Source organism: Clostridia bacterium (assembly GCA_017438525.1).
Classification (GTDB): domain Bacteria; phylum Bacillota; class Clostridia; order Oscillospirales; family RGIG8002; genus RGIG8002.
Genome location: JAFRVI010000022.1, coordinates 1 through 26589, shown reverse-complemented (window position 1 = coordinate 26589; position 26589 = coordinate 1). Strand labels below are relative to the sequence as shown.

Annotated in this window: 23 protein-coding genes, 2 tRNA genes, 1 other RNA gene and 1 pseudogene; 12 read left to right on the top strand and 15 right to left on the bottom strand. The window is 56.3% G+C overall.

Annotation, left to right across the window (positions count from 1 at the left end):
* Positions 1-6: 6 nt before the first annotated feature.
* Complete coding sequence (adhE, locus tag IJL83_01980; GenBank protein ID MBQ6552373.1) at positions 7-2670, bottom strand: bifunctional acetaldehyde-CoA/alcohol dehydrogenase; 2664 nt, start codon at positions 2668-2670, stop codon at positions 7-9.
* 229 nt (positions 2671-2899) lie between these two features.
* On the opposite strand from adhE, the gene IJL83_01975 reads away from it, so the two are divergent.
* The 3 genes from IJL83_01975 to pepT all read left to right on the top strand — a co-directional run bounded on the left by IJL83_01975 (position 2900) and on the right by pepT (position 5449).
* Entirely contained in the window at positions 2900-3724 is an 825-nt protein-coding gene (locus tag IJL83_01975; protein MBQ6552372.1) for an Mrp/NBP35 family ATP-binding protein, read from the top strand.
* Between the two features lie 38 nt (positions 3725-3762).
* Positions 3763-4152 (top strand): hypothetical protein, encoded by a 390-nt coding sequence (locus IJL83_01970; protein ID MBQ6552371.1) that lies wholly within the window; start codon positions 3763-3765, stop codon positions 4150-4152.
* 61 nt (positions 4153-4213) lie between these two features.
* On the top strand, positions 4214-5449 hold the full coding sequence (gene pepT, locus IJL83_01965) for a peptidase T (GenBank protein MBQ6552370.1): 1236 nt from the start codon (positions 4214-4216) through the stop codon (positions 5447-5449).
* A 51-nt stretch (positions 5450-5500) separates the two neighbouring features.
* Here pepT and IJL83_01960 read toward each other — a convergent pair.
* A tRNA-Thr gene (locus tag IJL83_01960) sits at positions 5501-5576 on the bottom strand.
* A 135-nt stretch (positions 5577-5711) separates the two neighbouring features.
* Here IJL83_01960 and IJL83_01955 point away from each other — a divergent pair.
* From IJL83_01955 to IJL83_01945, 3 genes are all read left to right on the top strand, one after another.
* A tRNA-Met gene (locus IJL83_01955) sits at positions 5712-5788 on the top strand.
* Between the two features lie 135 nt (positions 5789-5923).
* Complete coding sequence (locus IJL83_01950; protein MBQ6552369.1) at positions 5924-6895, top strand: SPFH/Band 7/PHB domain protein; 972 nt, start codon at positions 5924-5926, stop codon at positions 6893-6895.
* A 27-nt stretch (positions 6896-6922) separates the two neighbouring features.
* Positions 6923-7486, top strand: coding sequence for a hypothetical protein (locus IJL83_01945; GenBank protein ID MBQ6552368.1), 564 nt, complete (start codon positions 6923-6925; stop codon positions 7484-7486).
* 60 nt (positions 7487-7546) lie between these two features.
* Here the strand turns inward: IJL83_01945 and spo0A are convergent, their stop codons facing one another.
* From spo0A to IJL83_01910, 7 genes and pseudogenes are all read right to left on the bottom strand, one after another.
* A complete protein-coding gene (gene spo0A / locus IJL83_01940) occupies positions 7547-8299 on the bottom strand; it encodes a sporulation transcription factor Spo0A (protein MBQ6552367.1) in 753 nt (250 codons plus the stop codon).
* Positions 8300-8540: 241 nt separating this feature from the next.
* On the bottom strand, positions 8541-9143 hold the full coding sequence (locus tag IJL83_01935) for a zinc-ribbon domain-containing protein (GenBank protein ID MBQ6552366.1): 603 nt from the start codon (positions 9141-9143) through the stop codon (positions 8541-8543).
* Positions 9144-9266: 123 nt separating this feature from the next.
* The gene (locus IJL83_01930) at positions 9267-10607 is read right to left on the bottom strand and encodes a glycosyltransferase family 2 protein (protein ID MBQ6552365.1); all 1341 of its coding nucleotides are present in this window, start codon (positions 10605-10607) and stop codon (positions 9267-9269) included.
* 46 nt (positions 10608-10653) lie between these two features.
* The gene (locus IJL83_01925) at positions 10654-11763 is read right to left on the bottom strand and encodes a hypothetical protein (GenBank protein ID MBQ6552364.1); all 1110 of its coding nucleotides are present in this window, start codon (positions 11761-11763) and stop codon (positions 10654-10656) included.
* 150 nt (positions 11764-11913) lie between these two features.
* Positions 11914-12282, bottom strand: coding sequence for a VOC family protein (locus IJL83_01920; GenBank protein MBQ6552363.1), 369 nt, complete (start codon positions 12280-12282; stop codon positions 11914-11916).
* Between the two features lie 13 nt (positions 12283-12295).
* Positions 12296-12997 (bottom strand): MBL fold metallo-hydrolase, encoded by a 702-nt coding sequence (locus IJL83_01915; protein ID MBQ6552362.1) that lies wholly within the window; start codon positions 12995-12997, stop codon positions 12296-12298.
* Between the two features lie 242 nt (positions 12998-13239).
* Positions 13240-13377: pseudogene (locus tag IJL83_01910) on the bottom strand (hemagglutinin).
* Between the two features lie 265 nt (positions 13378-13642).
* Here IJL83_01910 and IJL83_01905 point away from each other — a divergent pair.
* Positions 13643-15559 (top strand): peptidase C11, encoded by a 1917-nt coding sequence (locus tag IJL83_01905; protein ID MBQ6552361.1) that lies wholly within the window; start codon positions 13643-13645, stop codon positions 15557-15559.
* A gap of 388 nt (positions 15560-15947) precedes the next feature.
* Here IJL83_01905 and IJL83_01900 read toward each other — a convergent pair whose 3' ends face one another.
* The 5 genes from IJL83_01900 to IJL83_01880 form a co-directional block, all read right to left on the bottom strand.
* Positions 15948-16451, bottom strand: a complete 504-nt coding sequence (locus IJL83_01900; protein ID MBQ6552360.1) for a GNAT family N-acetyltransferase — start codon at positions 16449-16451, stop codon at positions 15948-15950.
* Positions 16452-16577: 126 nt separating this feature from the next.
* Positions 16578-17225: a hypothetical protein gene (locus tag IJL83_01895; protein MBQ6552359.1), complete on the bottom strand. Its 648-nt coding sequence runs from the start codon at positions 17223-17225 to the stop codon at positions 16578-16580.
* 295 nt (positions 17226-17520) lie between these two features.
* Positions 17521-17870: a transfer-messenger RNA gene (ssrA, locus tag IJL83_01890) on the bottom strand.
* 87 nt (positions 17871-17957) lie between these two features.
* Entirely contained in the window at positions 17958-19511 is a 1554-nt protein-coding gene (locus tag IJL83_01885) for a citramalate synthase (protein MBQ6552358.1), read from the bottom strand.
* Complete coding sequence (locus IJL83_01880) at positions 19498-21024, bottom strand: 2-isopropylmalate synthase (GenBank protein ID MBQ6552357.1); 1527 nt, start codon at positions 21022-21024, stop codon at positions 19498-19500. The genes IJL83_01885 and IJL83_01880 overlap by 14 nt, the downstream gene beginning before the upstream one ends.
* 140 nt (positions 21025-21164) lie before the next feature.
* Between IJL83_01880 and IJL83_01875 the strand changes: the two genes are divergently transcribed.
* The 3 genes from IJL83_01875 to IJL83_01865 all read left to right on the top strand — a co-directional run bounded on the left by IJL83_01875 (position 21165) and on the right by IJL83_01865 (position 23607).
* A complete protein-coding gene (locus IJL83_01875; protein ID MBQ6552356.1) occupies positions 21165-21839 on the top strand; it encodes an ABC transporter ATP-binding protein in 675 nt (224 codons plus the stop codon).
* A gap of 89 nt (positions 21840-21928) precedes the next feature.
* Positions 21929-22942 carry a biotin--[acetyl-CoA-carboxylase] ligase gene (locus tag IJL83_01870; protein MBQ6552355.1) on the top strand — a complete coding sequence of 338 codons (1014 nt, stop codon included), beginning with the start codon at positions 21929-21931 and terminating at the stop codon, positions 22940-22942.
* Positions 22943-22974: 32 nt separating this feature from the next.
* On the top strand, positions 22975-23607 hold the full coding sequence (locus IJL83_01865; GenBank protein MBQ6552354.1) for a hypothetical protein: 633 nt from the start codon (positions 22975-22977) through the stop codon (positions 23605-23607).
* Between the two features lie 326 nt (positions 23608-23933).
* Here the strand turns inward: IJL83_01865 and IJL83_01860 are convergent, their stop codons facing one another.
* A complete protein-coding gene (locus IJL83_01860) occupies positions 23934-24392 on the bottom strand; it encodes a spore coat protein (protein ID MBQ6552353.1) in 459 nt (152 codons plus the stop codon).
* A 148-nt stretch (positions 24393-24540) separates the two neighbouring features.
* On the opposite strand from IJL83_01860, the gene IJL83_01855 reads away from it, so the two are divergent.
* Together IJL83_01855 and IJL83_01850 are read left to right on the top strand one after the other, a co-directional pair.
* A complete protein-coding gene (locus IJL83_01855) occupies positions 24541-25230 on the top strand; it encodes a MerR family transcriptional regulator (GenBank protein ID MBQ6552352.1) in 690 nt (229 codons plus the stop codon).
* A gap of 7 nt (positions 25231-25237) precedes the next feature.
* A complete protein-coding gene (locus tag IJL83_01850; GenBank protein ID MBQ6552351.1) occupies positions 25238-26236 on the top strand; it encodes a hypothetical protein in 999 nt (332 codons plus the stop codon).
* The last annotated feature ends 353 nt before the right edge of the window (positions 26237-26589 follow it).

Here is a 26589-nt window from a genome sequence, read left to right as displayed (position 1 = left end):
CCTCCTTTACGCTTTGGCGCGGCGCGCGGGCTTCTTCGCGCCGGGGGTCTCTTTTTCGGTGAAGTGTCTGCCGTAATAGGCGTTGAGGTACATCTGCTTTATCTCGCTCATGAGCGGATAGCGGGGATTCGCGCCGGTGCACTGGTCGTCGAACGCCTGCTCGGTCATTTCGTCGAGCCGGTCGAGGAAATCCTTTTCGTCAACGCCGTAATCCCTGATGGTCGGCTTGATCCCGACTCTCGCTTTGAGGGCGTTGACAGCGGCGATGAGGTTCTCGAGCTTTTCGGCGTCGTTATTGCCGCCGAGCCCGAGCGCGTCGGCGATCTCGGCGTAACGCGCGAGCGCGTGCGGATGCCTGTACTGCGGGAAGGTGCCCATCTTCGCGGGCGCCTCGGCGGAGTTGAAGCGGAGCACCTCTTCTATCATCAGCGCGTTTGCGACGCCGTGCGCGATATGGTGGAACGCGCCGAGCTTGTGCGCCATCGAGTGGCATACGCCGAGGAAGGCGTTGGCGAACGCCATTCCCGCCATCGTCGCGGCGTTGGCCATCTTTTCGCGGGCCTCTACGTCGTTCTGCCCGTCGTCGTAAGCGCGGGGCAGGTACTTGAATATGACCTGCAGCGCCTGCTTCGCAAGGCCGTCCGTGTAGTCGGTCGCCATAACGGAGGCGTACGCTTCGAGCGCGTGCGTGACCGCGTCGATGCCGGAGGCGGCGGTCAGTCCCTTAGGAGCGCTCATATGGAAATCGGTGTCGATTATCGCCATATTCGGCAGCAGCTCATAGTCCGCGAGCGGGTATTTGACTCCGGTCGTCTCGTCGGTGATGACGGCGAAAGGAGTGACCTCGGAGCCGGTGCCTGCGGAGGTCGGGATCGCGATGAAATACGCCTTTTCGCCCATCTTCGGGAAGGTGTAAACGCGCTTGCGTATGTCGATAAAGCGCATCGCCATATCCATAAAGTCGGCTTCCGGATGCTCGTAGAGGACCCACATTATCTTAGCGGCGTCCATCGCGGAGCCGCCGCCGATCGCGATTATGCAGTCGGGCTTGAAGGCGCTCATCTGCGCGGCGCCCTCCTTTGCGCTCGCGAGTGTCGGATCGGGCGCGACGTTGAAGAAGGTCGCGTGCGCAAGGCCGAGCTCGTCGAGCTTGTCGGTCACGGGTTTGGTGAAGCCGTGCTCGTAGAGGAAAGCGTCGGTCACGATGAAGGCGCGCTTTCTGCCGAGCGTGTTTTTGAGCTCGTCAAGCGCGACGGGCGTGCAGCCCTTTTTGATATAAACCTTTTCGGGAGCTCTGAACCAAAGCATATTCTCTCTCCTTTCGGCGACGGTCTTGATATTCAGCAGGTGCTTTACGCCGACGTTTTCGCTGACGCTGTTGCCGCCCCAGGAGCCGCATCCGAGCGTAAGCGAAGGCGCGAGCTTGAAGTTATAAAGATCTCCGATCCCGCCGTGCGAGGAGGGAGTGTTGACGAGCACGCGGCAGGTCTTCATCCTCGCGGCGAAGGCGTCGAGCCGGTCTCGGCAGGCGGTTTCGTCGAGATAGATCGAGGAGGTGTGGCCGTAGCCGCCGTCGGCGATGAGGCGCTCCGCCTTTGCGAAGGCGTCTTCGAGGTTTTCGGCCTTATACATCGCGAGCACCGGCGAGAGCTTTTCGTGCGCGAATTCTTCCGAAAGCTCGACGCTTTCGACCTCGCCGATGAGTATCTTCGTGCCCTCCGGCACCTTGACTCCGGCGAGGGAAGCGATCGTGAAGGCGCTCTGTCCGACGATTTTGGCGTTCAGCGCGCCGTTGATGATGATCGTCTTTCTGACCTTTTCGAGCTCGCCGCCCTTGAGGAAGTAGCAGCCGCGGCGCGCGAATTCATCCTTGACCGCGGCGTAGACCTTTTTGTGAACGATTACCGACTGCTCGGAGGCGCAGATCATTCCGTTGTCGAAGGTCTTTGAGTGGATGATGGAATTGACCGCGAGGATAACGTCCGCGCTCTCGTCGATGACCGCCGGGGTGTTTCCGGCGCCGACGCCGATCGCGGGCTTGCCGGAGGAGTACGCCGCCTTGACCATTCCGGGGCCGCCGGTGGCGAGGATGATGTCCGCCTCCTTCATCAGCAGGTTGGTCATATCCAGACTCGGCGCGTCGATCCAGTCGATGACGCCCTTAGGAGCGCCGGCAGCTTCCGCGGCTTCGCGGATGATGCGCGCCGCCTCGGCGGTGCAGTTCTTCGCGCGCGGATGCGGGCTGATGATTATCGCGTTGCGCGTTTTCAGCGCGATCAGGCATTTGAAGATCGCCGTCGAGGTCGGGTTCGTGGTGGGGATGACCGCGGCGACGACGCCGAGCGGCTCGGCGATGCGCGTGATCCCGAAGGCGGGGTCGCGCTCGATAACGCCGCAGGTACGGGTGTCCTTATATGCGTTATAGATGTATTCGGCGGCGTAATTGTTTTTGATGACCTTGTCTTCGACGACGCCCATTCCGGTCTCCGCGACCGCCTGCTTCGCGAGCGGCAGCCGCGCCTTGTTCGCGGCGGAAGCGGCGGCGGCGAATATCCTGTCGACCTGCTCCTGCGTGTAGGTCGAGAAGACGCGCTGCGCTTCTCTGATACGCGCTATCGCGGCCTCCAGCGCCGCAACGCTGTCTATTGGGACTCTTTCGTTCTTGCTCATAAGCTTTCCTCCATAGGAACTCCGCCGCGTCCGCGGCGCTTTATTCTCACGAGCTTATTATAACCGATGAAAAGCGAAACCGCAACCCGTCGGGGCGTATAATTTAATTTAATATCCGCTCCACAAATGGACAAAATACACAAAACCGCGCTCCGCTGTTGCGTTTTCGGCAAAAAGGTGGTAAACTGTATAAGTTACAGAATATAAAACATACCGGAGGTAAACCGCAATGAGCGAATGCACACACGATTGTTCCACCTGCGCGAGCAACTGCGCCGAAAGGCAGGAGCCGCAGGATCTGAAAGAAAAACTCAACGACCTTTCCGAAGTCAAAAAGGTCGTCGGTATCGTCAGCGGCAAGGGCGGCGTCGGCAAATCGCTGGTAACGTCCCTGCTCGCGACGGTGATGAAGCGCCGCGATTATCAGGTAGGCATCCTCGACGCCGACGTTACCGGCCCCTCTATACCGAAGACCTTCGGCATAAAGGGCAGGGCGCAGGGCGACGAAAACGGCCTCTATCCCGCGCAGTCCGCGACGGGCGTTAAAGTCATGTCCGTCAACCTGCTGCTTGAGAACGACAGCGACCCCGTCGTCTGGCGCGGTCCCGTCATCGCGGGCATAGTCAAGCAGTTCTGGTCGGACGTCGTCTGGGGCGACGTGGACTTTATGTTCGTCGATATGCCTCCCGGAACGGGCGACGTGCCGCTGACGGTGTTCCAGTCGCTGCCCGTCGACGGCATCATCGTCGTCACCTCGCCGCAGGAGCTGGTCGGAATGATCGTCGAGAAGGCGGTCAAGATGGCCGGCCTGCTCAACGTCCCCGTGCTCGGCGTCGTTGAGAATATGTCCTACTTCGAATGCCCCGACTGCCACGGAAAACACAGCATCTTCGGCGAGAGCCGCATTGACGAAACCGCGAAGAAGCTCGGCGTCGACACCGTTTCGCGCATTCCGATAAACCCGAAGCTCGCCGCCGCCTGCGACAAGGGCGCGATAGAGCTTTTCGAGGGCGACTGGCTCGACAATATCGCCGACAAGCTGGAGAAGATCTGAACGCTCCGCGAAAGGATTATTTGAAAGCAGGTGAGTTTATGAAAGGATATCTGAAAATAATAGCTCTTATTCTGATGAACTATTTATTAGTTGCGATAGGTGCGGCATTCCATTTTCTCGGTGCAGGCGCATGGATATTTCTGCTTGTCGGTCTGTTTGCACTTGCTTATGCCGATTTTCGTTTTTCGGAAAAACTGTCGGGGCTTATAATTTTGTTTTTGAATTTATTATTGTCGAACACTATTGCGATTCAGCTCTCCTATTTGTTATACAATATAACAAATGGTATAAGAGAAGATCCGGAAGGAGATTTGCTCGCTTTAATGGCTCTGTCTGTCGGTATCATTATAACGCTTACGCTTTTCGGTATGGCGTGTTATATAAAGAGCAAAAAGTTGAAAGAAACGGAAAGCAAGGTCGTCATATAAACGTATGCGGTTTTCGCCAAGATAGAAACCGTCTGACAATTCTACGCATAAAGAGGTTGCTATGAGCAGAAAAGTTGAAGAGAGCGCCGCGGCGAAGCGGCTGCTGAAATACGCCGCGTTCCACACGACGAGCGACGAGGACAGCGAAACGTCGCCCTCGACCGCGCGGCAGTTCGCGCTTGCCGAGGCGCTGCGCGACGAGCTTATCGCGCTCGGCGTTTCAAACGTGCGCATGAGCGAGTATTGTTACGTTTACGGCGAAATACCCGCTTCCGCGGGCTGCGAAAACGCGCCCGCGATCGGATTCATCGCGCATATGGACACCTCGCCGGACGCCCCCGGCGAAAACGTCCGCCCGCGCGTGTGGGAGGACTACGACGGCGGCGACGTCGCGATAGGGAACGGACTGACGCTTTCCGTCCGCGACTTCCCGCACCTGAAAGGGCTGGCGGGGCGCACGCTGATCACGACCGACGGCACGACTCTGCTCGGCGCTGACGACAAGGCGGGAGTCGCCGAAATAATGACGCTCGCCGAGCGCGTTTTGAAAGAGAATATTCCGCACGGGAAGATCTGCATCGGCTTCACGCCGGACGAAGAGGTCGGCAGAGGGCCGGACCACTTCGACGTCGAGGGCTTCGGCGCGGATTTCGCCTACACCGCGGACGGCGATATGGAGAACTGCATCGAGTTCGAGAATTTCAACGCCGCCGCGGCGAAGGCCGTTTTCACCGGCAAGAGCGTGCATCCCGGCACGGCGAAGAACGTTATGATCAACGCCGCGCTGCTCGCTACGGAGTTCAACGCCGCGCTCCCGAAGGGGCAGACGCCGGCGGATACCGAGGGCTACGAGGGCTTCTGGCACCTGACCGATATGCAGGGCGACGTTTCGTCCGCCGTGCTGCAGTACATAATCCGCGATCACGACGCGGCTTCTTTCGCCGCCCGCGTGAAAACGCTTGAAAGTATAGCCGCCGATATGAACGCCCGCTACGGCGAGGGAACGGTCAAGCTGACCGTCCGCGAGCAATACCGCAATATGCGCGAGCGCATCGAGCCGTGCATGCACCTGGTCGAGAACGCCGAAGCGGCGATAGCGGAGGGCGGTATGACTCCGGTCCGCAAGCCCGTCCGCGGCGGCACGGACGGCGCGCGCCTCTCCTTCATGGGCCTGCCGTGCCCGAACCTCGGCACCGGCGGCAACGCTTTCCACGGCCCTTACGAGCACGCCACGGTCGAGGGCATGGACGCCGCCGTCGGCACGCTGGTCGGTATAGTAAAACGCTACGCCGGCTGACGCGCGCCGATAAAAACAAAGAAGCACCCGCGTAAGCGGATGCTTCCCTAATGGAGCTGTTGACGGGATTCGGACCCGTGACCTCCGCCTTACCAAGGCGGTGCGCTACCAACTGTGCCACAACAGCAGCAACGATTATTATATAGGCGCGGGTGAAAAATGTCAAGTGTTTTTTTATATTTTTTTGCGAACTTGAAAATTTTTGCTTGACAACGCGGCCGCGTTGTAATATAATCACAATTACGGCTGTTGCCGAGAATACGGCGGTATAGCTCAGTTGGCTAGAGCATTCGGTTCATACCCGGAGTGTCGTTGGTTCGAGTCCAACTACCGCTACCACAGGGAAGACGATCCGCGAGGGTCGTCTTTTCTTTTTGTTTCACGAAATACCGAAATCGGACGCGATTATATTGACTGTTTCGCGCGGATATGGTATAATGCCGATGTTAATAATAATATTCAGGAGGTATTATTATGGAGCCCGTAACAATCGTAATCATAGTCGTCGCCGCATTCGTGCTGCTCTTCATCCTCGCGAATATGAAGATAGTGCCGCAGGCGCACGAGTACGTCATCGAATTCCTCGGGAAGTACAAGACCACCTGGGCGGCCGGTTTTCACGTGCTGATCCCGTTCTTCGAGCGCATCGCCCGCAGGATCACGCTGAAGGAGCAGGTGCTCGACTCCCCGCCGCAGCCCGTTATCACGAAGGATAACGTCACGATGCAGATCGACACCGTCGTCTACTTCAAGGTGTTCGACTCCAAGCTTTTCACCTACGGCGCGGTCAACCCCATCAGCGCGCTCGAGAACCTCACCGCCACGACGCTGCGTAACATCGTAGGCGAGCTGGAGCTCGACGGAACGCTCACCAGCCGCGACACGATCAACGCCAAGATGACCGAGATCCTCGACGAAGCCACCGACCAGTGGGGCATCAAGGTCAGCCGCGTTGAACTGAAAAACATCATCCCGCCCAGAGAGATACAGGTCGCGATGGAGAAGCAGATGAAGGCGGAACGCGACCGCCGCGAAACGCTGCTTCAGGCGGAGGGCCACAAGGCCGCCGCGATCACCCGCGCGGAGGGCGACAAGCAGGCGATGATCCTCGCCGCAGAGGGCGAACGCGACGCGCGTATCGCCCGCGCGGAAGGCGAAGCGAAGGCCATCTACCTCGCGAAAAAGGCGGAAGCCGACGGCATCCAGGCGCTCAAGGACGCCGGAGCCGACGCCGCCGTCATAGAGCTTAAAAAGTACGACGCGCTCGTCCGCATGGCGGACGGCAAGGCGTCCAAGATAATCATTCCCACCGACGCGGTGGAGGCCGTCAACCGCAGCGTGCTCTTCTCCGAGGTCACCGGTCTCGGCGACGTGACGAAGCCCGCGCCCGCGGCGCCGCAGCCGCCGAAGCCGGACTACTGCTGCGACGACGATCCGCGCACCTGACGCGGATTTACATAACGGGGGAACAATATGAAAAAACGTCTGATACTGTGTATGCTCATTATCGCCTCAATGCTGCTGACCTTCGGCTGCGGCTCCGGAAGTGAGACCGCCTCCGGCGGAAGCGGCTCCGGCGCCGGCAGCAGCGAGAAGGAAAGCTCGTCCGCCGGCTCGGCCGGCAGCTTCGAGTGGGGCGAAAAAGAGGAGTTCACCGACCCGCTCACCTATGAAGACGACGGCGTTTCGTTTAAGTTGCCCGCGAATCATCAGGGCAATCTCTTCACCGATATGGGCGTCAGCTGCATGGTCGAGGTCGACCGCTACGACGCGGACGTCGTCGCCTACCACGAGTATGACAACGAAGCCCCGGTTCAGACGAAGACCGTCAACGGACGCACCTACGAATACCAGGAGATCATAAACCACTACGGTATGCCCGACTGGTGCATCTACGTTATAAAGATCGCCTTCACCGAGAGCAGAAACCAGATGGAATGGAGTTATTACCGCATCCTTTACACCGTCTATAAAGAGGGTTATGACGCCTCGCAGGTCGAGAAGTTTATGAATACCATCGAGTTCAAGTGGTATTGATAACGAATATGAAGAAGGACGCTCCCGAAGAATTCGGGAGCGTCCTTTTGATTTACGGTTTTACATCGCCTTCAGCCGCAGGCGGTCAGCAACGAGCGCGATGAATTCGCTGTTCGTCGGCTTGCCGCGGTCGGAGCGTATCGTGTAGCCGAAAAAGCCGTTCAGTACCTCCACGTCGCCGCGGTCCCAGGCGACCTCTATCGCGTGCCTTATCGCGCGTTCGGCGCGCGAAGGCGTGGTCCCGAAGCGTTTGGCGACCATGGGATAAAGCTCTTTCGTCACCGAGTTGATCAGATCCATATCGCGCAGGGTGAGCATTATCGCCTCGCGCAGATACTGATAGCCCTTTATGTGCGCCGGCACCGCCAGCGTGTGAAGCAGCTCCGTTATCTCCGCCTCCACGTCGCGCTTCGGCTTCGGCGGAGCGGCGTTGAGCGAAGCGGTCTCGGCTCTGAACTTTAATTCGTCAAGCTTTGAAGCGAGCAGATTACGGTCGATCGGCAGCGGGACGCAGTACGCTGCTCCGAGCTCCATCGCCTCCTCGACCGGAGCGCTGTCGTCTCCGGAATAAACGGCGACGAAGCGCGGAGCGTCCGGCTTTGACTTCATCAGCGAAAGCACGCCGAGTCCGTCTATGCTCCGCATGGACAAATTCATCACAACTGCGTTCGGCTTCAGGTCGTCTGTCTTTTTAACTACCTCTCTGCCGTCCCTTCCGCAGAAAACCGCCTGCATACCATACCCTTTGAGAATGCGCGCCGCTTCGGATTCGGTGCCGAAGCAGTCGTCTGCAATAAGTACTTTGTACTCCATATTGCGGGCCCCTCTCAAATATTATTTGCGTATTTTTCGCGGTCTTCTTGTATTATAATACCGCTTTCATGTATTTTCAAGAGTTTTCCGCTTAATACGCCAAAGAACCGTTCGACGCGCGGCGACACACTCCGACGCGGACACAAAATATGCGTTCGCTTGCGCGAAAAAACCGCAATATCCGCGTTTTTGCGCACAAAAAAAGAACCGCCCGGGCGGTTCTTTTTTCGTTAATCCGTGATTACTTCTTGATGCTGCTGAACCAGCTCTTGACGAGATCGGGCTTGAGGATAAGGAAGAAACCGGCCGCGCAGAGGATGGTCGCGATATACCAGCAGGCAGCGGGGTGGAATCCGCTCTCGATGATGGCGCCGATGAGGGTGAACAGCATCGAAACGGCATATACGCAGTAGTACGCAAGCGTGGACTTCTCGGCAACGTTGAAGGGGATCTTCAGCAGCTGGTTGAAGTCAATGAACTGGGAAACGATATAGACCACGAAGATAATGATGGAGATGATCATGAAGATCTTCGCGAAGCCCAGCAGCACGTTGGCATCGAACATATGGCTGTGCAGGATGGAGAACGATTCGCTTCCGCTGTAGCCGAATCCGTAGTCATAGGAGTAACCGAAGAGCGGCAGGAAGCCGAAGATGAAGACCAAAAGGGTCCAACCCATGACGATCAGATGGTAAACGTCGGGAAGTTTGAACGCACCGGCGGCATTACCGGCGGGTTTCGCAGCTTCGGTGGCCGCGGGAGTCTGAGCGCCCAACTGAGCGCCGCAAGCGGGGCAGAACTGGGAGCCGTCAGGCAGCTCCATTCCGCATTTCGGACAAAACATAGTGATTTCCTCCTCTGTAATAATTAGAACCTGCTTTGATTATATATGACAAAACGGGAATTGTCAACACAAATTTGTTAAAAAATGCCGCAAACCCGCCGTTACGGGCAGGTTTGCGGATCGTTATACGGAAAGATCGCGTTCGGGTCGATTCACGTGCTCGAATTTTGTCTGGTCGCTGTGCGGTATCGGCTTCCAGCCGAGATTTCTGGAGAAAAACGCCTGGATATCCATCGGGAGCTGTATAAAAAGGAATACCGGCCAGAAGAGAGTTATGAGCACTTTTTTGAAGAAACTCACTCCTTTTATGCGCTTGCGCTCGACGATGAAGACCGTGATCGCTATAAGCATCATCACCGCTGTCGAATAAAGCGACGACCTGGCAAACGAAAACAGCAGTCCGCCCGACGTCCAGAAATTCAGCGTATCGCCGAGCATCACCTGCCGCAGCGTGACGCCGCTTTCAATCAGCGGTGTGATCGCGAGCAAAACGAACTGCAGTAACTGAAGCAGCATCATGAACAGCGTTACCGGCATTATATAAACAGTGATATCATAAAGAGAGACGCGGTGTTTCGTATCCTTTTTGAAAAGCCCGCGGAACAGTTCTTTGAATCGCGCGTAAAACACGAGCAGGTGTCCGCGCGACCAGCGGACGCGCTGGCGCCACATGATGCGGATCGAGGTCGGCTGCTCGTCGTAAAACACAGCGTCGTGGCAGTATCTGATGTTGTTATTGAAAAGAATCTGATCGGCGGTGAATTCCCAGTCTTCCGTCAGTGAAACGTAAGGCCAGCCGTTCTCAACGACTTTTGAGCTGATAAGATAGCCGGTGCCCTGTACGCGCGTCGAGCAGCCGAGGCGCGTCCTGCCGCGGCTTTCGAGTCGGGAGCCGACGGCAAAGTACATTCCGTAGAGACCGGATATCAGGTTCTTGCCGAAGTTTTTCGAGTTTCTGAAGGATGTGATGACGGAGCCCCGATCGTAGTATTCGAATGCATCGTTCATTCGTGCTATGTAATCGATATCGAGGATGTTGTCGGCGTTGAAGAGAAAGAAGCCGTCGAACGACTGTGTCCCGTAATCGCGCTCGATGCAGGAGAACAGATGCTTGAAAGCGTAACCCATCGTGCGCTCGTTCGGATTGTTGTATTCATAGACTGTCGTTCCGAGCTCGCGCGCGATCTCTGCGGTGCGGTCGGTACAGTTGTGCGCGATGACGAAGATGTGCAGATGATCCTGCGGATAGCGGTTTTTCCTGACGCTTTCAATAAGTCCGGCGACCACCGATTCCTCGTTTCTCGCGGGAATAATGATGCCGAAGTTGTTGACTTTTTCGGTTTTAGGGTATGATTTTTTACGCAAAAGACCCGCGAGCGCGAAGACGGCGAAATGCGCCATCAGCACTCCCAGGGCGGTAAAGAGTATATTCATGATAAGCGTGACGATTTGTGAATAACTCATCTCGTTTTCTTTTCCGCCGTGGCGAAAAAGTATTCCTTTTGCGTTATTATTCCGCGTCGGCGAGCTGCGGGAAATTCTGCACGATACGCTCCCAGATGACGTCGGCGGCCTCTTCGGAGCCGAAGTGTATGCGATATCCGCGCGCGGCTTGGCGGTACGGTTCAAGCAGAGTTTCGTCCTGCGCGAAGGATCTTATCAGTTCAGCCGCTTTTTTAACGGAGAACTGCTTTATCGCGCAGCCGACGGTGTTGATATAATGATCGGCTATATTGCGTTCTATGAGGTTGGCGAAATGCGTGACGACAGACGGGTTTCCGTAGAAGGTCGCCTCGGCGAGCATATTGCCGCTTTTTCCGCAGAATACGTCAGACGCCGCGTGCAGGTCGAGCATGTTTTCGGCGAAGGAATAAGGCCTGAAGGTGACCTCGTCCGCCGCCTTGAAACCCTGCATGCGCTCAAAGAGCTTTTTATTCTTTCCGCAGACGGAGATGACCGTTATCGGCAGACGTTCCTTGATGAGCAGCTTTGTCATTTCCTCGATCTTTCCTATACCGTAAGCGCCCTCGACGAGCAGGACGGTGAAGTTGCCCTCCGGCAGTCCGAGTCGGCGGCGGAGCGTCTTTTTGTCCTCGGTTATATCGAATGCCTCATTGCGAATGAGGAAAGGAACGAGTTTCAGGTTGTCTTCATTGAAGCGGCGTTTTGATATTGCTTTTTCGTAGCCCTTGGGCATGCTTATAAGCACCATATCGCTTTGATACTCAAAAAGCTTGTTGAGCTGCGCGTCGGGGCAGTACATGATCGTCAGCGGCTCCGGCTTGATGCGTTTCGCGTAGTAGTGAGGCGCCCAATGTGTGTTTATCACGACGTCCGGCGCAAGCTCGCGCATATGCTTTATGCCTCTGCTGCAGGCAACGGGACCGATAAAGCGCATGGAGGCGAAGGACGAAAGCGTGCTCCCGAAAAACTCGCAGGAGCCGGTCGCAACATAGCCGACGAACGGGGCTCGGTTGTACATACGCACCTGTCGGGCAAGCGCCTGTTCGTATTTCGCAAGGTGCTTGTCGCCGGTCTCGGTGTAGAACTCGGAGGAGATAACTTCTACTCTGTCGCCGTACTTTTTGCGAAAGGTCTGCTCGAGGGCTCGCATCGGCATGATATGTCCGAATCCGGCTTCAACATACGGGAATAAAACCCTTATCTTCCCCAATCGTCACACCTCGCTTAACTGAAGAGCAATGTATATGATTAGTGTATTACAAACCATAGAATAAGTCAAGTAGGAGATTTGAGTTCACCACGGGAGTTATCTTGTCGGGATTATCTCAAGCCAGTAGCCGTCGGGGTCCTGGATGAAGTATATCCCCATCGACGGATTCTCAAAGCAGATGCAGCCCATCTCCTCGTGGAGCTTGTGCGCGGCGTCGAAGTCGTCGGTGCGGAACGCGAGGTGGAACTCCTCCTCGCCGATGTCGTACTTCTGCGGATGGTCGCGCAGCCAGGTCAGCTCCAGCTCGAACTCGCTGCTTTCGTTGCCGATATAGACGATGATGAAGGAGCCGTCGGCGGCTTCCTTGCGGTGCTTTTCGGTCAGCCCGAGCGCCTTTTCGTAAAATTTCAGCGAAACGCCGAGGTCGGCGACGTTGTAGTTTTCGTGGATCATTTTGAACTGCATTGCGGTTCCTCCTTTATATTTTCCAGTGCGTTTCATTCGCGGTGTCGAGCACGCGCGCGCCGGACGCGAGCGTTTCGGGCAGCCGCGAGAAGCGGCCGGCGACTCCGGCGTCCTCCCAGAAGTGCATGGGCAGTATATTCGCCGGCTTGCAGAGCGAGAGGAAGAGCGACGCGCCGAGCGCGTAGTTTTCGCCGAGCCGGTCGTCAACGACGACGAAGGCGGCGTCGATGCGCTCGCCCGCGAGCTTTTCAATCTCGCGGCGGTAGTCGCGCTCCTGCGCGGCGAGCCATACCTCCGGCTCGCCCTCCCACGCCCACCAGTGCAGGTCGCCCGCGTGGTATACCGTTTCGCTTCCGGCGTCGACGAAGAAGGCGACGCCCTGGTCCGTCGAGCGCAGGGTCTTCACTCTGCCGAGCCCGCCGATCTCGTATTCGGCGTTCGCGGCGAGAAAGGCAACGTCCGCTTCCGGCGGCGGCGACGCCTTGCGCCGCACGTCGTGCGAAAGCAGATACCTGACCGTCCGTCCGCCGCCCGCGAGGGAGAAGATCTGCGGGTTGAAATGGTCCGGGTGCGCGTGGCTCGCGAAGACGAAAAGCGGTTTGTCCTGCGGCTTGCCTTCGATTATCGAGAGGTCGCCGCGGAAGTAGTCGAAGAGCATCAGCGCCTTTTCCGTTTCGACCAGAAATCCGCTGTGCCCGAGATAATCTATTATCATAATGCCGCTCCTTCCGCGCGCGAAGCGTTAATTCAGCGCTGTTTTGTGTAATTATAGCATAAACTATTCGCAGAATCAATAAAAAGCGTTTTCCTTGCGGTTATGATTGCATTTTTCGGCAAAATCTGCTATCATAAAATCATTCGATATACAGACATCGACAAGGAGGGTTTCTTCATGGCGAATGAAAACGGCAACAGACCCGTCGGAAGACAGCGCGTCGGCGGAGGTATGGGCAACAGCGTCGGTACCCACGGCGGCGGGCTCGGCACGGGGCCGGTAGGCAAACGTGACGCGTACTCCGCCCGCAGAAGCGGCGGCGGAGGAGGCGGAGGCGGCTACGGCGGCGGCGGAGAACGTGCCGGCGGCGGCAAGGGCGGCATTATCGGTATCATCATCGCCGTCATCGTACTGCTCGCAGGCGGAGGCGGCGGACTTACCGCGCTCCTCGGCGGCGGAGGGGAGGAAACTCCCTCCCAGACTCAGAACAGCGGCATAACGTCCCTCTTCGGCAGCTTCCTCGGCAACAGCTCATACAGCGACGGCACGTGGACGGGCAGCGACAACACCGGCAAGCTCGACTCCTCGTCCGCGGCGGCGAAGCGCACCGTCCTCTACGGCGACGCCCGCGACACCGTTACCGTCATGGTCTACCTCTGCGGCACCGACCTTGAATCCAAAAAGGGCATGGCGACCGCGGACCTGCGCGAAATGGCGCAGGCGGATCTCGGATCGAACGTGAACCTGATAGTATACACCGGCGGCTGCAGCCAGTGGAAGACGAGCGGCATTTCAAACACCGCGCATCAGATATACTCCGTTGAAAACGGCGGCCTGCGCCTGCTCGAGAAGGACGCGGGCGGCAGGAAATCGATGACCGATCCCTCCGCGCTCTCCGGCTTCATCAGCTGGTGTGCGAGGCGCTATCCGGCGAACCGCAACATACTCGTCATGTGGGATCACGGCGGCGGCTCGGTCTCCGGCTTCGGCTACGACGAAACCAAGAAGGATTCCGGCTCGATGACGCTCTCCTCGATCGCGAAGGCGCTGAAGGACGGCGGCGTGAGCTTCGACTTCGTCGGCTTCGACGCCTGCCTTATGGCGTCGGTGGAAACCGCGCTGACGGTAGCGCCCTACGCCGATTACCTCATCGGCAGCGAGGAGACCGAACCCGGCATCGGCTGGTACCACACCCGCTGGCTGACGGAGCTCGGCAAAAACCCCGCGATAGATACCCCTTCGCTCGGCAAGATAATCGCCGACGACTTCGTGCAGACCTGCGCGCAGCAGTGCAGGGGACAGAAGACCACCCTTTCGGTGACTGACCTCGCGGAGCTTTCCGCGACGATCCCCGACGAGCTGACCGCGTTCGCGAAGAAGACCGCGGATACCATCAGCGGCAGCGGCTATGAAGAGGTCTCGAAAGCGAGAGGCGACACGCGCGAATTCGGCGCTTCCAGCAAGCTCGACCAGATAGACCTCGTGCATCTTTCTCTGCTTCTCGATACGGCCGAGAGCCGTTCGCTCGCGAACGCGCTTCTCAGCGCGGTCAAATACAACAAGGTCGGCGGCGGAGTTACCGACGCCTACGGCCTGGCGGCGTACTTCCCGTACCGCTCCGCCAGCCGCGTCAGCACCGCTGTGAATCAGCTCGACGCGATCGGCTTTGACGACGACTACACCGCCTGCGTCAAGAAGTTTGCCTCGCTTGAGGTAAGCGGTCAGGCGGCGGGCGGCGGCAGCACGTCTCCCTTCGGCTCGCTGCTCGGCGGCTTGGGAGGCGCCGGTTCTTCCGGCGGCGTGGCGGATCTTATCGGCTCGCTGCTCGGCGGCGGAAACGGCGGCTTCTCGCTCAGCTCGCTGCTCGGAAGCGACAGGGTCTTCGACCGCGATATCCCCGAGGATACGCTGATAGAAGTGGTGGAGGACGCCCGCATTTCCTCGCCGCTGATCTGGACGGAAAAAGACGGACGCAGCGTCCTTTCGCTGCCCGAATCCGAGTGGGCGAAGGTCGCGGATATTCAGCTCAACGTCTTCCTTGACGACGGCAGGGGCTATATCGACCTCGGGCTCGATTCGATCTTCAGCTTCGACGAAGATGGCGACCTTATCGGCGAATACGACGGTATGTGGATCGCGATAAACAACCAGCCCGTCGCGTATTACTTCACCGACAGCGTCGAGGAGAACGGCGCGACCGTGATCCACGGCCGCGTTCCCGTGCTGATCAACGGCGACCGCGCGGAGCTGCTCGTCACCTTCCGTAACGGCGGCGCGGAGGTCTCCGGCGTCCGCTATATCTACGCGGACGGTCAGACCGACACCGTCGCGAAGGCGGCGGAGCTGACCGACGGCGACAAGATCCAGCCGATCTGCGACCGCTACGCCTACGACGGGACCTATGAGGATTCCTATATGCTCGGCGGCTCGTTCACCTACGCGGGAGAGGGAAGCCTGAAGGTCTCCGACGTCACGCTGAACCCCGCGGACGGAACCCCGATCGCGGCGTATATGCTTACCGACCGCTTCGCCTACGAGCACTGGACCGAAGCGATAAAGTAAGCGGCGGCGTTAAGTTAAAGAATCGTAATAAAAGAATCACGGCAGGGCTTTCCAAAAGCCCTGCCGTGCTATTATTGAGTAAAATCAACAGTATTTGCCCGCTCACCGCGTGTCAGGTGGTTGATTAGGTCTCTTCTCGCTTTCGCAACGCTCCGCCGGAGCGTTGCTGCCGAAGCCAATGTCGCTGCCGCTCCGCGCCTTCGGAGCTCGTTTCGACTCTCCTCGCCGTTTTCCCACCAATAAAAAAGCACCCATAGGGGTGTTTTTTATTGTGTAAGTACTCCCAAAAGGTACACACCATGCAGCTTGACAAACCTGAAATGAAGTCATCTCCATATATCTTCTGAATATGGTAAACCCGACTGCCTCGTAGAATGCCAAAACTTCTTTATAAAGGGAATATCTCGTAGCGTTCAATCATATGTCCCTCTTCCGTGAATTCATCCAACAGATAACCGCCGTTATTCAGAATTACCTGTATAGCAGCCTTGTTTTTACTGTTTGGGCATATGTGAACTTTACTGATCCCCATTTTCTGACATTCTTTTAAAGCAAGGGTCGTCATGGTCGTTCCGTAGCCCTTTCCCCTGTGCCACGGGACGATACCGGCATGAAGATGTCCTCGGTTCGTGTCGGAGTGGTTGATGACGATACCGCCGAGTATTTCCTGCTTTTCGTTCACCAGGAAATACAAGGTTGCGGGTATGTGGGTAGACAGCATGGATGCCTTTGTACGATCATCTTCGCAATATTCCAGCCACTTATTATAAGGAGTTTTTCCCCGCCGCATCAGCTCTGGCTGAATCCACTCTTCCATTGTCTCCCATTTATCCATCACGTGAGCATATTCTTGCTCGTGTGTCTGATTAGGTATTTCCAACCTCAATTCCATACTGCAGCACTGCCTCCGTCAGGTAACTTAAAATCGATAAATATAGGACAAGGGACGTTTTCTTGTCTTCTTTTAACTCCGTTCCGATTTGCCTCAACAAGCCGGAAGTTGTCTGCCGGTCTGTTCCTATATAAATGACTTTATAGCATCAATTTCATAACCGTCATAAAGATAGTTGTCAAAGCATTCCGTCTCGGCATAAATATTACTAAATACTTTCGTGCCGTACTTTCTAATCAAGAAACCTATGTATACGCCTGAATAATTATATCCGTCGTGTTCATAAAAGAACTTCTCATCATCAAGTTCTTTCACCTTGGGAAAGTTATTTATATCCAATCGGTTTGGGTATATCTGCTCAGCCATATATACCGCTATTCCCTCAGAAAGGCACATTGACATATCATCGGGATCCTTTGGATTTAACGCGTTCAGTGCGATGTGCGTTATCTCGTGCTTCACAACGCACAGCATATCTTCAAGGCTTCTGTCACTGACGATCCTCGGTGAAAGTATGCACAAAGAGCGTTTTGTACGATTTGCGTTTCCCACCATCCAAGGCTGATATGTTTCCTCCGCCTTGCCGGACTGCTCCATAAAAGTCTTAATATCCGGACAAATAGTTAACGTATATTTTTCTTTTGAATCCGGTAATTCAAATTGGGAAATCAACCTATCGTACATATTCTCTGCAATTTGTATTATCATCGCCGAAATGTCCTTATCTATTTCATCGAACGCAAAAAATAAATGATTATGTTCTTCGGTTATCATATTGCCCCCATAAATCCCGATTTATCGGCTTTCTTTTTTCATTATACAAGAAAAGTGTGAATTTTTCAATCCTCTAAGAAGAAAATGAAATCGGCGGCAAGGCCGCCTAATGAAGACGGCGCGCGGCGCCTAATGAAGTCGGCGCATAGCGTCTAATGAAGCGAAGACGCCGGCAACGTTTGTTTCTTCATTTTTCATTTCTTCATTAGCGAAGCGTCTTCATTCCTTCATCAGCCCGCAAGGGCGTCTTCATTTCCACCAATAATAAAAGCACCCCTACGGGTGCTTTTATTATTGGTGGAGGCGAGGAGAGTCGAACTCCTGTCCAAAAACCCATCCGCCGCACTTTCTACGAGCGTAGCCGGCTATTTAAAAGATTCCCTTCGTCCGCCGCCGGTCCGGCAGGCCGCGGAGTCGGGTAGCTTCATTTTTCATGACGCGCTCAAAGCTTTGCGCGTTCACGTGCACCGCTCGATGACGCCCGTTCGGAAGCCGCGGTACTCTCCCGGCGGACGGCTGCCTTTAGTTAGGCAGCGATCGCAAATTCGTTATTCGCGTTTATTGTTTTTTGCGGGTATTAAAGTGCGTCCGCAGCACTGCTCGCTTATACGGGTTCCGAATCCCTGTCGAAACCGGTGCGCCCCCGTGGGATAAACATTATAACACAACTTGCGCGAAAATCAAGTGGTATTTTGCGGTTTATTCAATTAAATAAAAGGTAATAACGGACGTTTATCTCAGCTTATACTCCAGCGAATCCGACAGCGCGATGAAGCTCGCCTCGATGACGTCGGCGGAAACGCCCACGGTGTTCCACGCGGAGACGCCGTCGGTGCTCTCGATGAGCACGCGGACCTTCGCGGCTGTGGAGTCCTTGTTGTCGATGACGCGGACTTTGAAGTCGCGCAGCATCACCTGCGAAATGCAGGGGTAAAACGCCGTCAGCGCTCTGCGCAGCGCGTTGTCGAGCGCGTTGACCGGGCCGATGCCCTCGGCGGCGGTGACCTTGCGTTCCTCGCCGACGCGCAGCGATATCATCGCGGTGGCGGTGCAGCCCTCGCCGCGGTCGGTCTCGCCGATGATCTTGAAGTAGTCCACCTCAAACGGCTTCTTGCGGTGTCCCAGCAGCGCGAGAACGCGCAGCTCTAAGCTTTCCTCCGCGCCCTCGAACTGATAGCCCTGCGCCTCCAGACGCTTGAGCTCCGCGAGCACGGCGTTCACCTCGGCGTCGGATACGGGCGTGTCGGGCAGGATGCGCTCGAGCAGCTTGCGTACGGCGGCTCTGCCGGAAAGCTCGCTTACGAGCAGGCGGCGCTTGTTGCCGACCGCCTCCGGCGCGATATGCTCGAAGGCGGCGGAGTTCTTCAGCACTCCGTCGATGTGCGAGCCGCCCTTGTGCGCGAAGGCGCTTTTGCCGATGAAGGGCGCGCGGTTGGGGATCTTTATGTTGAGATATTCGGCGACCTTGCGGGCGACCGGGGTGATGCGTTCGAGCTTGCCTTCCGGCAGGCATCTGAAGCCGCATTTCAGCTCGAGGTCGGGTATGACGCAGGTCAGGTCGGCGTTGCCGCAGCGTTCGCCGACTCCGGAGAAGGTGCCCTGTATCTGCTCCGCGCCCGCGAGCGCGGCGGTTATCGTGGAAGCGGCGGAGAGTCCGGCGTCGTTGTGGCAGTGGATGCCGATAACGGCGTCCGGCAGGCGCTTCTTCGCGGCGGCGACTCCTTCGCCGACTACATGGGGGAGAGTGCCTCCGTTGGTGTCGCAGAGGATCACGCGCTCCGCGCCCGCTTCGTGCGCGGCTTCGATGACCGCGAGGGCGTAATCCGCGTCGCCGGCGAAGCCGTCGAAGAAATGCTCGGCGTCGAAGAAGACGCGCTTGCCCGCGCTTTTGAGGAACGCGACGCTGTCGCGCACCATCGCGAGATTTTCGTCGAGGTCGGTGCGGAGGACTTCGGTGACCTGCCTGTCCCACGCCTTGCCGTAGAGGGTGACGACCTTCGTGCCCGCGCCGGCGAGTGCGGCGAGGTTTTCGTCCTCATCCGCCTTCAGCTCCTTGCGCCGCGTCGCGCCGAAGGCGACGAGCTCGGCGTCGGTGCTGACGTCCGCGAGCGCGCGGAAAAGCTCCTCGTCCTTCGGATTCGAGCCGGGCGTGCCCGCTTCTATGTACGAAACCCCGAGCGAGTCGAGCGCCTTTATGACCGCGAGCTTATCAGAGACGGAGAAGGAGAGCCCTTCCGCCTGCATGCCCTCGCGCAGAGTGCAGTCGTATATCTCAAGCATTTTCATCGCTCCTTTCGCCCGCCGCGATAATGCGGTTGACCGCGTTGACGTAAGCGAGCAGCGAAGATTCGATAATGTCGGTGGAGAGCCCCTTGCCTATGAACTGCCTGCCGTCGCAGGTGACGCGGATGCTGACTTCGCCGAGCGCGTCTCCGCCTTCGGAAACGCTGCGTATGGAGTAGTCGTCAAGCTTCATCTTCAGCCCCGTGACGCTCTCGACCGCCTTGAAGGCGGCGTCGACCGGTCCGTCGCCCATCGCGACGCCCTCGCGCTTTTCGCCCTGCCTGTCCAGCGTGACGGTAGCGGTGGAGGAGATGACGTTGCCGCTGTTTACGACGAACGCGGAGAGCGTGTAGGTCTCCGGTATCGCCGCGGCCTTGTGCATGATTATCGCCTCGATATCATCGGAGGAGATCTCCTTCTTGCGGTCGCAGAGGAGCTTGAAGTCCGCGAAGAAATCGTCCACGCGAGCGGGGTCGAAGGCGTAGCCGAGCGACTGCAGGTACTCCTCGAAGGCGTGCCTGCCGGAGTGCTTGCCGAGCACTATGCGTTCCTCGCCCGCGCCGACGTCGGCGGGGGAGATGATCTCGTAGGTGCGGCGGTCGGCGAGCATCCCGTGCTGATGGATGCCGGATTCGTGCGCGAACGCGTTCGCGCCGACGATGGCTTTGTTGGGCGGCACCGGAATGCCGGTGATGCGCGAAAGCGTGCGGCTCGCGCGGCATATCTGCTTCGTGTTCACGCCGGTCTCGACGCCGAAGACGTCGGCGCGGGTGCGCAGCGCCATGACTATCTCCTCGAGGGCGGCGTTGCCGGCGCGTTCGCCGATGCCGTTGACGGTGCATTCGACCTGCGTCGCCCCGGCGCGTACCGCGGCGATGGAGTTCGCGACCGCGAGCCCCATATCGTTGTGGCAGTGGGTGGAGAGCCCCTTGCCCTCCAGCTCCGGAACGGCGCCGCGCAGATAGCTTATCAGCTCCGCCATCTCGGCGGGCACGGCGTAGCCGACGGTGTCGGGCACGTTGACGGTGGAGGCGCCCGCGTTCAGCGCGGCGCGCACGCACAGCGCGAGGAATTCGCGGTCGCTGCGGGTGGCGTCCTCGAAGGAGTATTCCACGTCGCCGCAGAGCGAACACGCGTAGGCGGCGCTCTCGGCGATCGCTTCAAGCACCTGCTCGCGCGTCATACGCAGCTTGCGCTCCATGTGCAGGTCTGAGGTGGAGATAACGACGTGAAGCAGCGGCGCGGCGGCGTTTTTCAGCGCCGCGTAGGAGGCGTCGATGTCGTGCCTGTTCGCCCGCGCGAGCGAAGCGACGGAAACGTCCTTCACCCTCGCGGCGACGGCGGCGATCGCTTCGGCGTCGCCGGGCGAGGCCGCGGCGAAGCCCGCCTCGATAACGTCTACTCCGAGGCGTTCGAGCCGGTGCGCCATTTCGCATTTTTCCTCAACGTGCATCGAGCAGCCGGGAGCCTGCTCCCCGTCGCGCAGCGTCGTGTCAAATATCCTTATCCTTCTCATAGCAACCTTAAATAGCCGCCTTTCCCACAATTATACACAATAAGAATAACCTCAAAACCTGATTATGTCAAGAAAAATCGCCGCCGTGCCCGCGAAAATCGCGTTTTTGCGGGCAGAATAGAATAACGGGAGTGGTGTGTATGGAAGTGATACGGCTTGAAAACGCGTGGAAAATATACGGCGGCGGGGAGCGCGACGTCGAGGCGCTGCGCGGAGTTTCGCTCTCCGTGCGGGAGGGCGAATCGGTCGCGATAATCGGCAGCAGCGGCAGCGGAAAATCCACGCTGATGAACATAATCGGCTGCCTCGACGTGCCGACGCGCGGGAGCTTCGCGCTCTGCGGCAGGGAGGTCGCGCGCCTTTCGGAAAAGAAGCTCTCCGCGATACGCCGCGAGCGAGTCGGATTCATATTCCAGGGCTTCAACCTCATACCGACTTTGACGGCGCTGGAGAACGTGGAGCTGCCGCTGCTTTACCGCGGCGTTCCGCGAAGCCGCAGGCGCGAGCTTGCGCTCGCCGCGCTGGACGCGACGGGGCTTTCCTCGCGGCGTGAGCACAAGCCCGCGGAGCTTTCCGGCGGGCAGCAGCAGCGCGTGGCGATAGCCCGCGCGATCGCGCCTTCGCCGCCGATAATCCTCGCCGACGAGCCGACCGGAAACCTCGACAGCCGCACCGGCGCGGAGGTGCTTTCGCTGCTGCGCGAGCTTAACGGTAACGGGCACACTCTGGTGGTCATAACCCACGATATGAAGGTCGCCGCCGGCGCCGGAAGAATTATTGCGCTTTCCGACGGAAAAATTGTCGAAGACGCTTGATATTTCCCGATTGTATGTTATAATATAAGTATCAAGTTGACAATCCGCTCTTAAGGGGCGGAAAATCGTTAAAATCGGGGGTGCCGCAAATGTCGTCGACGTCGCAAAAAGTGCTGAAACTGCTCAAAGAGGCGGGCGGAGAATACGTCTCCGGCGAAAAGATAGCGCAGCAGCTGGGAGTTACCCGCTGCAGCGTCTGGAAGGCCGTCCTGCAGCTTAAAAAAGAAGGGAATATGATCTATTCCGTCACGAACAAGGGCTATTGCCTCAACTTCTCCCCCGACCTTATCGACGCGGAGGGCATAAAGGCGAACCTGCCGCGCGAATTCGCGGGGGTCGATATCAAGCTTGTCGACAAGACCGGCTCGACCAACGCCGTGCTCCGCGCGCTCGCGGACGAGGGAGCGCCCTCCGGCACCGTCGTCATCGCGCGCGAGCAGACCGCCGGCAGAGGCAGGCAGGGCAAGAGCTTCGAGAGTGAACGCGACTGCGGCGTCTACATGAGCATGCTCATCCGTCCCGCGCTCGAGGCGAGCGACGTCTCCTTCGTGACCACCCTTGCGGGAGTCGCGTTCTGCAAGGCGATCGCCGCTTCGACTTCGCTGAAGCCCGCGATCAAGTGGACTAACGACATAGTCTCCGGCGGCAAAAAGATCGGCGGCATACTCACCGAGCTGACGATGAATATGGAGGCGGGCTGCCCCGCGTACTGCATAGTCGGCGTCGGGATAAACACCGTAACGCCTCCCGGCGGCTACGACGCGTCCATCCGCAATATCGCCGGCTCGATAGAGGAGCTTACCGGCAAGGCGCCGGAGCCGAACGTCCTCGCGGCGTCGCTCATCGAGCACTTCTACGCCGCCTACTTCGGCAGCGCGCAGGTGAAGTTCGGGCAGTCCGACGCTGTCGAATGGCAGCGCGGCTACATAGTCGACGAAGCGCGCGACCTTTCAGCCGTCATCGGCCAGGAGGTCGAGGTCGTCACCGTCAAGGAGTCCTTCCGCGGCACCGCGATCGACATTTCCGACACCGGCAGTCTGATCGTCGCGTCCAACGGCGAATACAGGGAGTTCCGCTTCGGCGAAGTACATATAATTCTTTGATAATTGCGAAATAACGAACGGAGGCGAATGAAATGATAGAACTTATGCGCACCTCGGTGATGAACTTCGAGAACGCGATACGCGGGGCGCGAAACCCGCTCAACAGCTGGGCGAAAAGCGACAGCTATTATGACGAAAACGGCAACTACGTCCTGGGCGAAAACGACCTTTCCCTCGCCGTCCGCCTCTGCAAGAGCGGCAGCGACCACCGCAAGTTCGTACGCCAGATATTCGTTTCCGTAGACATCAACGCGCCGCTTTACTGGTGGAAGGAATACGATACATACAAGGTCGCCACCGTCGCCAACTCCTGCAGCACGATGCATAAGATCCACAGCAAGCCCTTCTCGATGGACGATATGAGCGTCGACCGTATGGACGACGCGAGCAAGGTCGTTATGCAGCAGGTCGTCGACCGGCTGGAGGCGCTCCGGCTCGAGTATAACGAGACGAAGGATAAAGCCCTCTGGTACAGTATGATACAGCTGCTCCCGTCGAGCTATAACCAGATGCGTACTTGCACGCTGAACTACGAGACGCTGATAAACATCCATCACGCGCGCCGCAGTCACAAGCTGGACGAGTGGCACGTCTTCTGCGCCTGGATCGAATCTCTGCCTTACGCCAAGGAGCTCATCACCGGCATTTACGACGACGAAGAATAAACGGAAAGCGCCGCGCAGCGGCGCACCCGTTCGCCGAAGGCGAACATATCGCGGCGGTTCAGCCGGCATATCGTATCCGCCAGCGGATATATCGTGTCGCCTAAGGCGATATATCGCGCGCCCTTGGGCGCATATCGTCCATCTGCTTTTTTCGGGTTTCGCCCGCGATATGTCTCGCGCCGCTCGGCGCGATATATTTGCTGACGCAAATGCGATATATCGTCGATGCCGATACGATATATTTGCCTTTCGGCAAATGCGATATGTTTGCTTTGCAAACGACAGTAACTTAAAGCGGCTTCCGAGCGGAAGCCGCTTTCGCGTATTCAGTTGACCTGATACATACCGTTGACGCTCATATAGTCGTAGAGCGTTTTGCCGTGGTTCTGCTCCTGTTTTTGGATGGCGTTCAGCACGTTGCGGACGCCCTCGTCGCGGAACTCGAATATGCAGGTGTCATAGAGCGAGGACGTGTGCTTCTCTCCGGTCAGCAGGTCGGTGCAGAGGTAGCAGTCGTCGTGCTTCTCCGGCGTTTCGGAGGCGTAGCATTGAGTGAAGCCGGAGGGGATGCTGCCGCCCGCGGCGCTGACCTGCGGGATCCTGCCCTCGCCTATCTGGTCAAGGTAGCTTAAATGCTGTCCCTCGGCGGAGGAGAGCTGCGTGAAAAGGTTTTTGAGCTGCCCGTCGTGCGCGCATCGGGCGTGCTTGTCGTATTTCTCGATGCAGAGCTTTTCCTGCTCCTTCATCTCGTTGAGCAGGGAGGATTCTTTTTGGGATAACTGCATAATTTCACCTGTCCTTTCGCGCTTATTATGCCGCGAAAAAGAGGGTAATATTCGGAAAGATAAAATAAAAAGAATGAGTTGGCATTTTTAATACTATAATACTTGACATTGACGCAACGTCAAGTGATATAATGAAAAGGGTGGGAAAATGAGTGGAGAATTGTTTGATATAAATACGGTCTGCCGTATGCTGGGCATCACTTCGCGCACATTGCGTTTTTACGAGGAAAAGCACATAATATCAAGCACAAAAGTCTTTGGGACTCAAAGAAGGCATTACACATCCGCGCAAATAGATAATATCAGAAACGTACTTGTTCTTCGTTCGCTTGGTCTGACACTGAAAGATATACGCGACTTGCAAAACGATAGCGGAGATCTACGTTCAGCTATTGAAATAAATCAAGCAAAAATACACGCTCTTATAGCCGAAAAAATCAGAACGTTGAAGCTGTTGAATGAAGCACTGTCTGTTATTGAAAGCGGCGGAAATATATTCGATAAAACAGAAGGGCGAATTGTTCTGCTTGATGAAAAGCGTCAAAAAGCGGTTATAGTCTGTACCGAAGCAATTATAAACAATGACACGGACATTCTCTATGATTATCTCAACGAAAAAATCAAGTCATATATGCCGAAAGAGGTTTATCAAATAATCAGAAAAGATACGTTAAAACCTCTTGGAAATTTTGTCGGTCTCGAAAAAAACGAATTAGATCCAAACGATCGGAATGTGATACTTCAATATGTCAAATACGAAAAACTCGGTTTAGTTATAAAATACGTTTTCCACGGCGGGAAGATATCGGGCCTTTGGTTCAATTATTATGAAATGTGAGGTAGTTATGAAAAGAGTCATTGTGGTTAGTTTCGCTCTGATCTTGCTTTTGACATCATGTTCTATGGCCGGCAATCAAAATGAGATTTCAATCTCTGCTTCTTTACCGGATGAACAAAGTGATACTTATGAAAAGAGATATGAAAACGGCGTTACGGAAAGAAGCTTCATTTTGCAAAGCGGCGAATATGCTTTGAGTGCGGTTTATACTTTTTCAAAAAACGATCGATCACCCGCTGTGTTGCTCGTTCCGGGCTCCGGTCCGTCGGATGTAAATGAGACAATCGGTTCGCTTGAACCCTTCCGTGATATGGCGATAGCTTTAGCCGCTAAAGGCGTTAATTCTTTACGCATCGAGAAACGCACACACAGATATGCTGACAGATTCACTCAACAAAGCGGATTGAAGGAAGAGTATTATGACGATTACACTTGTGCTTATAATTGGTTGAAATCTCAACAAAAAACGCTGGAAGTTTATTTGCTCGGCCATAGTCTCGGCGGGCAGATATCGGTTGAATTGTCAAAAACGTGTGGGGTTAAAGGGCTTATTCTTTGGAATTCGTCGCTACGGCACCTTGCGGAAATAGCTGCAGATCAGTATATATCAGCCGATAAGGCAAATGAAGCTGCTTACCGTCAGTACGAAAGCGAAGCCAAGTCAGCGACAAAAGATAGTGCAAAAGGTTTATATTACTATGGAGCGAGCGACTATTACTGGGTAAGTTATAATGAGTTAGATATACTGAAAACGCTAAAAAACGCCGAGTTTTCGTGTCTTGTCATCAACAGCAAAGCGGACGCACAGAGCTTTCCCAAAGACATTCAATTATGGCAAAGCACACTTGGTGATCAGAACAATATGAGTTTTCGTGTGTTTGAAGATCAAAGTCATTTCGGATATAAAATCGATGTTGCTGATCCTTCTGCAATATATCAACATTCAGAATTACCCAATGAACTCATTTCGGCAATAGTTGACTTTATATGCAATGGCACAAGTTAAAGCAGGATTAATTGTATTATTGGGTAGAATTAAAGCGGGGAAAGTTCCCCGCTTTAATTATTTTAATCTTGCATATTTGTAAAGACAATTCTCAAAGAGTTTTAAGACTTATCACGTACATAGTAATAAACTATTGAACTATCCTTCGGGACACCTGCCTTATCGCGAGTGAAAAAGGCGTTCTTTTTTGCCGTGATCGTTTTTACTTCCGCTTCCTTCTCACCGCCCGCTTTATTCCCGCGGCGGCGCAGAAGCAGCCGAAGACGGCGAGCTCGGTGAGCACTATCGCCGCGCCGTAGGGGAGCTCCAGCGCGTAGGAGACGACGCTCCCGATAAAGAAGCTGCACACGCTC

Excerpts from the sequence above, each read along its gene's own strand:
- IJL83_01895 (MBQ6552359.1), bottom strand. The coding sequence starts at position 17,225 with ATGATAACCGAAGAACATAATCATTTATTTTTTGCGTTCGATGAAATA.
- IJL83_01945 (MBQ6552368.1), top strand. The coding sequence starts at position 6,923 with ATGAAAAAACGTCTGATACTGTGTATGCTCATTATCGCCTCAATGCTG.
- IJL83_01930 (MBQ6552365.1), bottom strand. The coding sequence starts at position 10,607 with ATGAGTTATTCACAAATCGTCACGCTTATCATGAATATACTCTTTACC.
- IJL83_01970 (MBQ6552371.1), top strand. The coding sequence starts at position 3,763 with ATGAAAGGATATCTGAAAATAATAGCTCTTATTCTGATGAACTATTTA.
- IJL83_01860 (MBQ6552353.1), bottom strand. The coding sequence starts at position 24,392 with ATGCAGTTATCCCAAAAAGAATCCTCCCTGCTCAACGAGATGAAGGAG.
- IJL83_01915 (MBQ6552362.1), bottom strand. The coding sequence starts at position 12,997 with ATGATAATAGATTATCTCGGGCACAGCGGATTTCTGGTCGAAACGGAA.
- IJL83_01900 (MBQ6552360.1), bottom strand. The coding sequence starts at position 16,451 with ATGGAATTGAGGTTGGAAATACCTAATCAGACACACGAGCAAGAATAT.
- pepT (MBQ6552370.1), top strand. The coding sequence starts at position 4,214 with ATGAGCAGAAAAGTTGAAGAGAGCGCCGCGGCGAAGCGGCTGCTGAAA.
- IJL83_01885 (MBQ6552358.1), bottom strand. The coding sequence starts at position 19,511 with ATGAAAATGCTTGAGATATACGACTGCACTCTGCGCGAGGGCATGCAG.
- spo0A (MBQ6552367.1), bottom strand. The coding sequence starts at position 8,299 with ATGGAGTACAAAGTACTTATTGCAGACGACTGCTTCGGCACCGAATCC.
- IJL83_01875 (MBQ6552356.1), top strand. The coding sequence starts at position 21,165 with ATGGAAGTGATACGGCTTGAAAACGCGTGGAAAATATACGGCGGCGGG.
- IJL83_01865 (MBQ6552354.1), top strand. The coding sequence starts at position 22,975 with ATGATAGAACTTATGCGCACCTCGGTGATGAACTTCGAGAACGCGATA.
- IJL83_01855 (MBQ6552352.1), top strand. The coding sequence starts at position 24,541 with ATGAGTGGAGAATTGTTTGATATAAATACGGTCTGCCGTATGCTGGGC.
- IJL83_01925 (MBQ6552364.1), bottom strand. The coding sequence starts at position 11,763 with ATGCCGATGCGAGCCCTCGAGCAGACCTTTCGCAAAAAGTACGGCGAC.
- IJL83_01920 (MBQ6552363.1), bottom strand. The coding sequence starts at position 12,282 with ATGCAGTTCAAAATGATCCACGAAAACTACAACGTCGCCGACCTCGGC.
- IJL83_01975 (MBQ6552372.1), top strand. The coding sequence starts at position 2,900 with ATGAGCGAATGCACACACGATTGTTCCACCTGCGCGAGCAACTGCGCC.
- IJL83_01870 (MBQ6552355.1), top strand. The coding sequence starts at position 21,929 with ATGTCGTCGACGTCGCAAAAAGTGCTGAAACTGCTCAAAGAGGCGGGC.
- adhE (MBQ6552373.1), bottom strand. The coding sequence starts at position 2,670 with ATGAGCAAGAACGAAAGAGTCCCAATAGACAGCGTTGCGGCGCTGGAG.
- IJL83_01905 (MBQ6552361.1), top strand. The coding sequence starts at position 13,643 with ATGGTCTACCTCTGCGGCACCGACCTTGAATCCAAAAAGGGCATGGCG.
- IJL83_01950 (MBQ6552369.1), top strand. The coding sequence starts at position 5,924 with ATGGAGCCCGTAACAATCGTAATCATAGTCGTCGCCGCATTCGTGCTG.
- IJL83_01935 (MBQ6552366.1), bottom strand. The coding sequence starts at position 9,143 with ATGTTTTGTCCGAAATGCGGAATGGAGCTGCCTGACGGCTCCCAGTTC.
- IJL83_01880 (MBQ6552357.1), bottom strand. The coding sequence starts at position 21,024 with ATGAGAAGGATAAGGATATTTGACACGACGCTGCGCGACGGGGAGCAG.
- IJL83_01850 (MBQ6552351.1), top strand. The coding sequence starts at position 25,238 with ATGAAAAGAGTCATTGTGGTTAGTTTCGCTCTGATCTTGCTTTTGACA.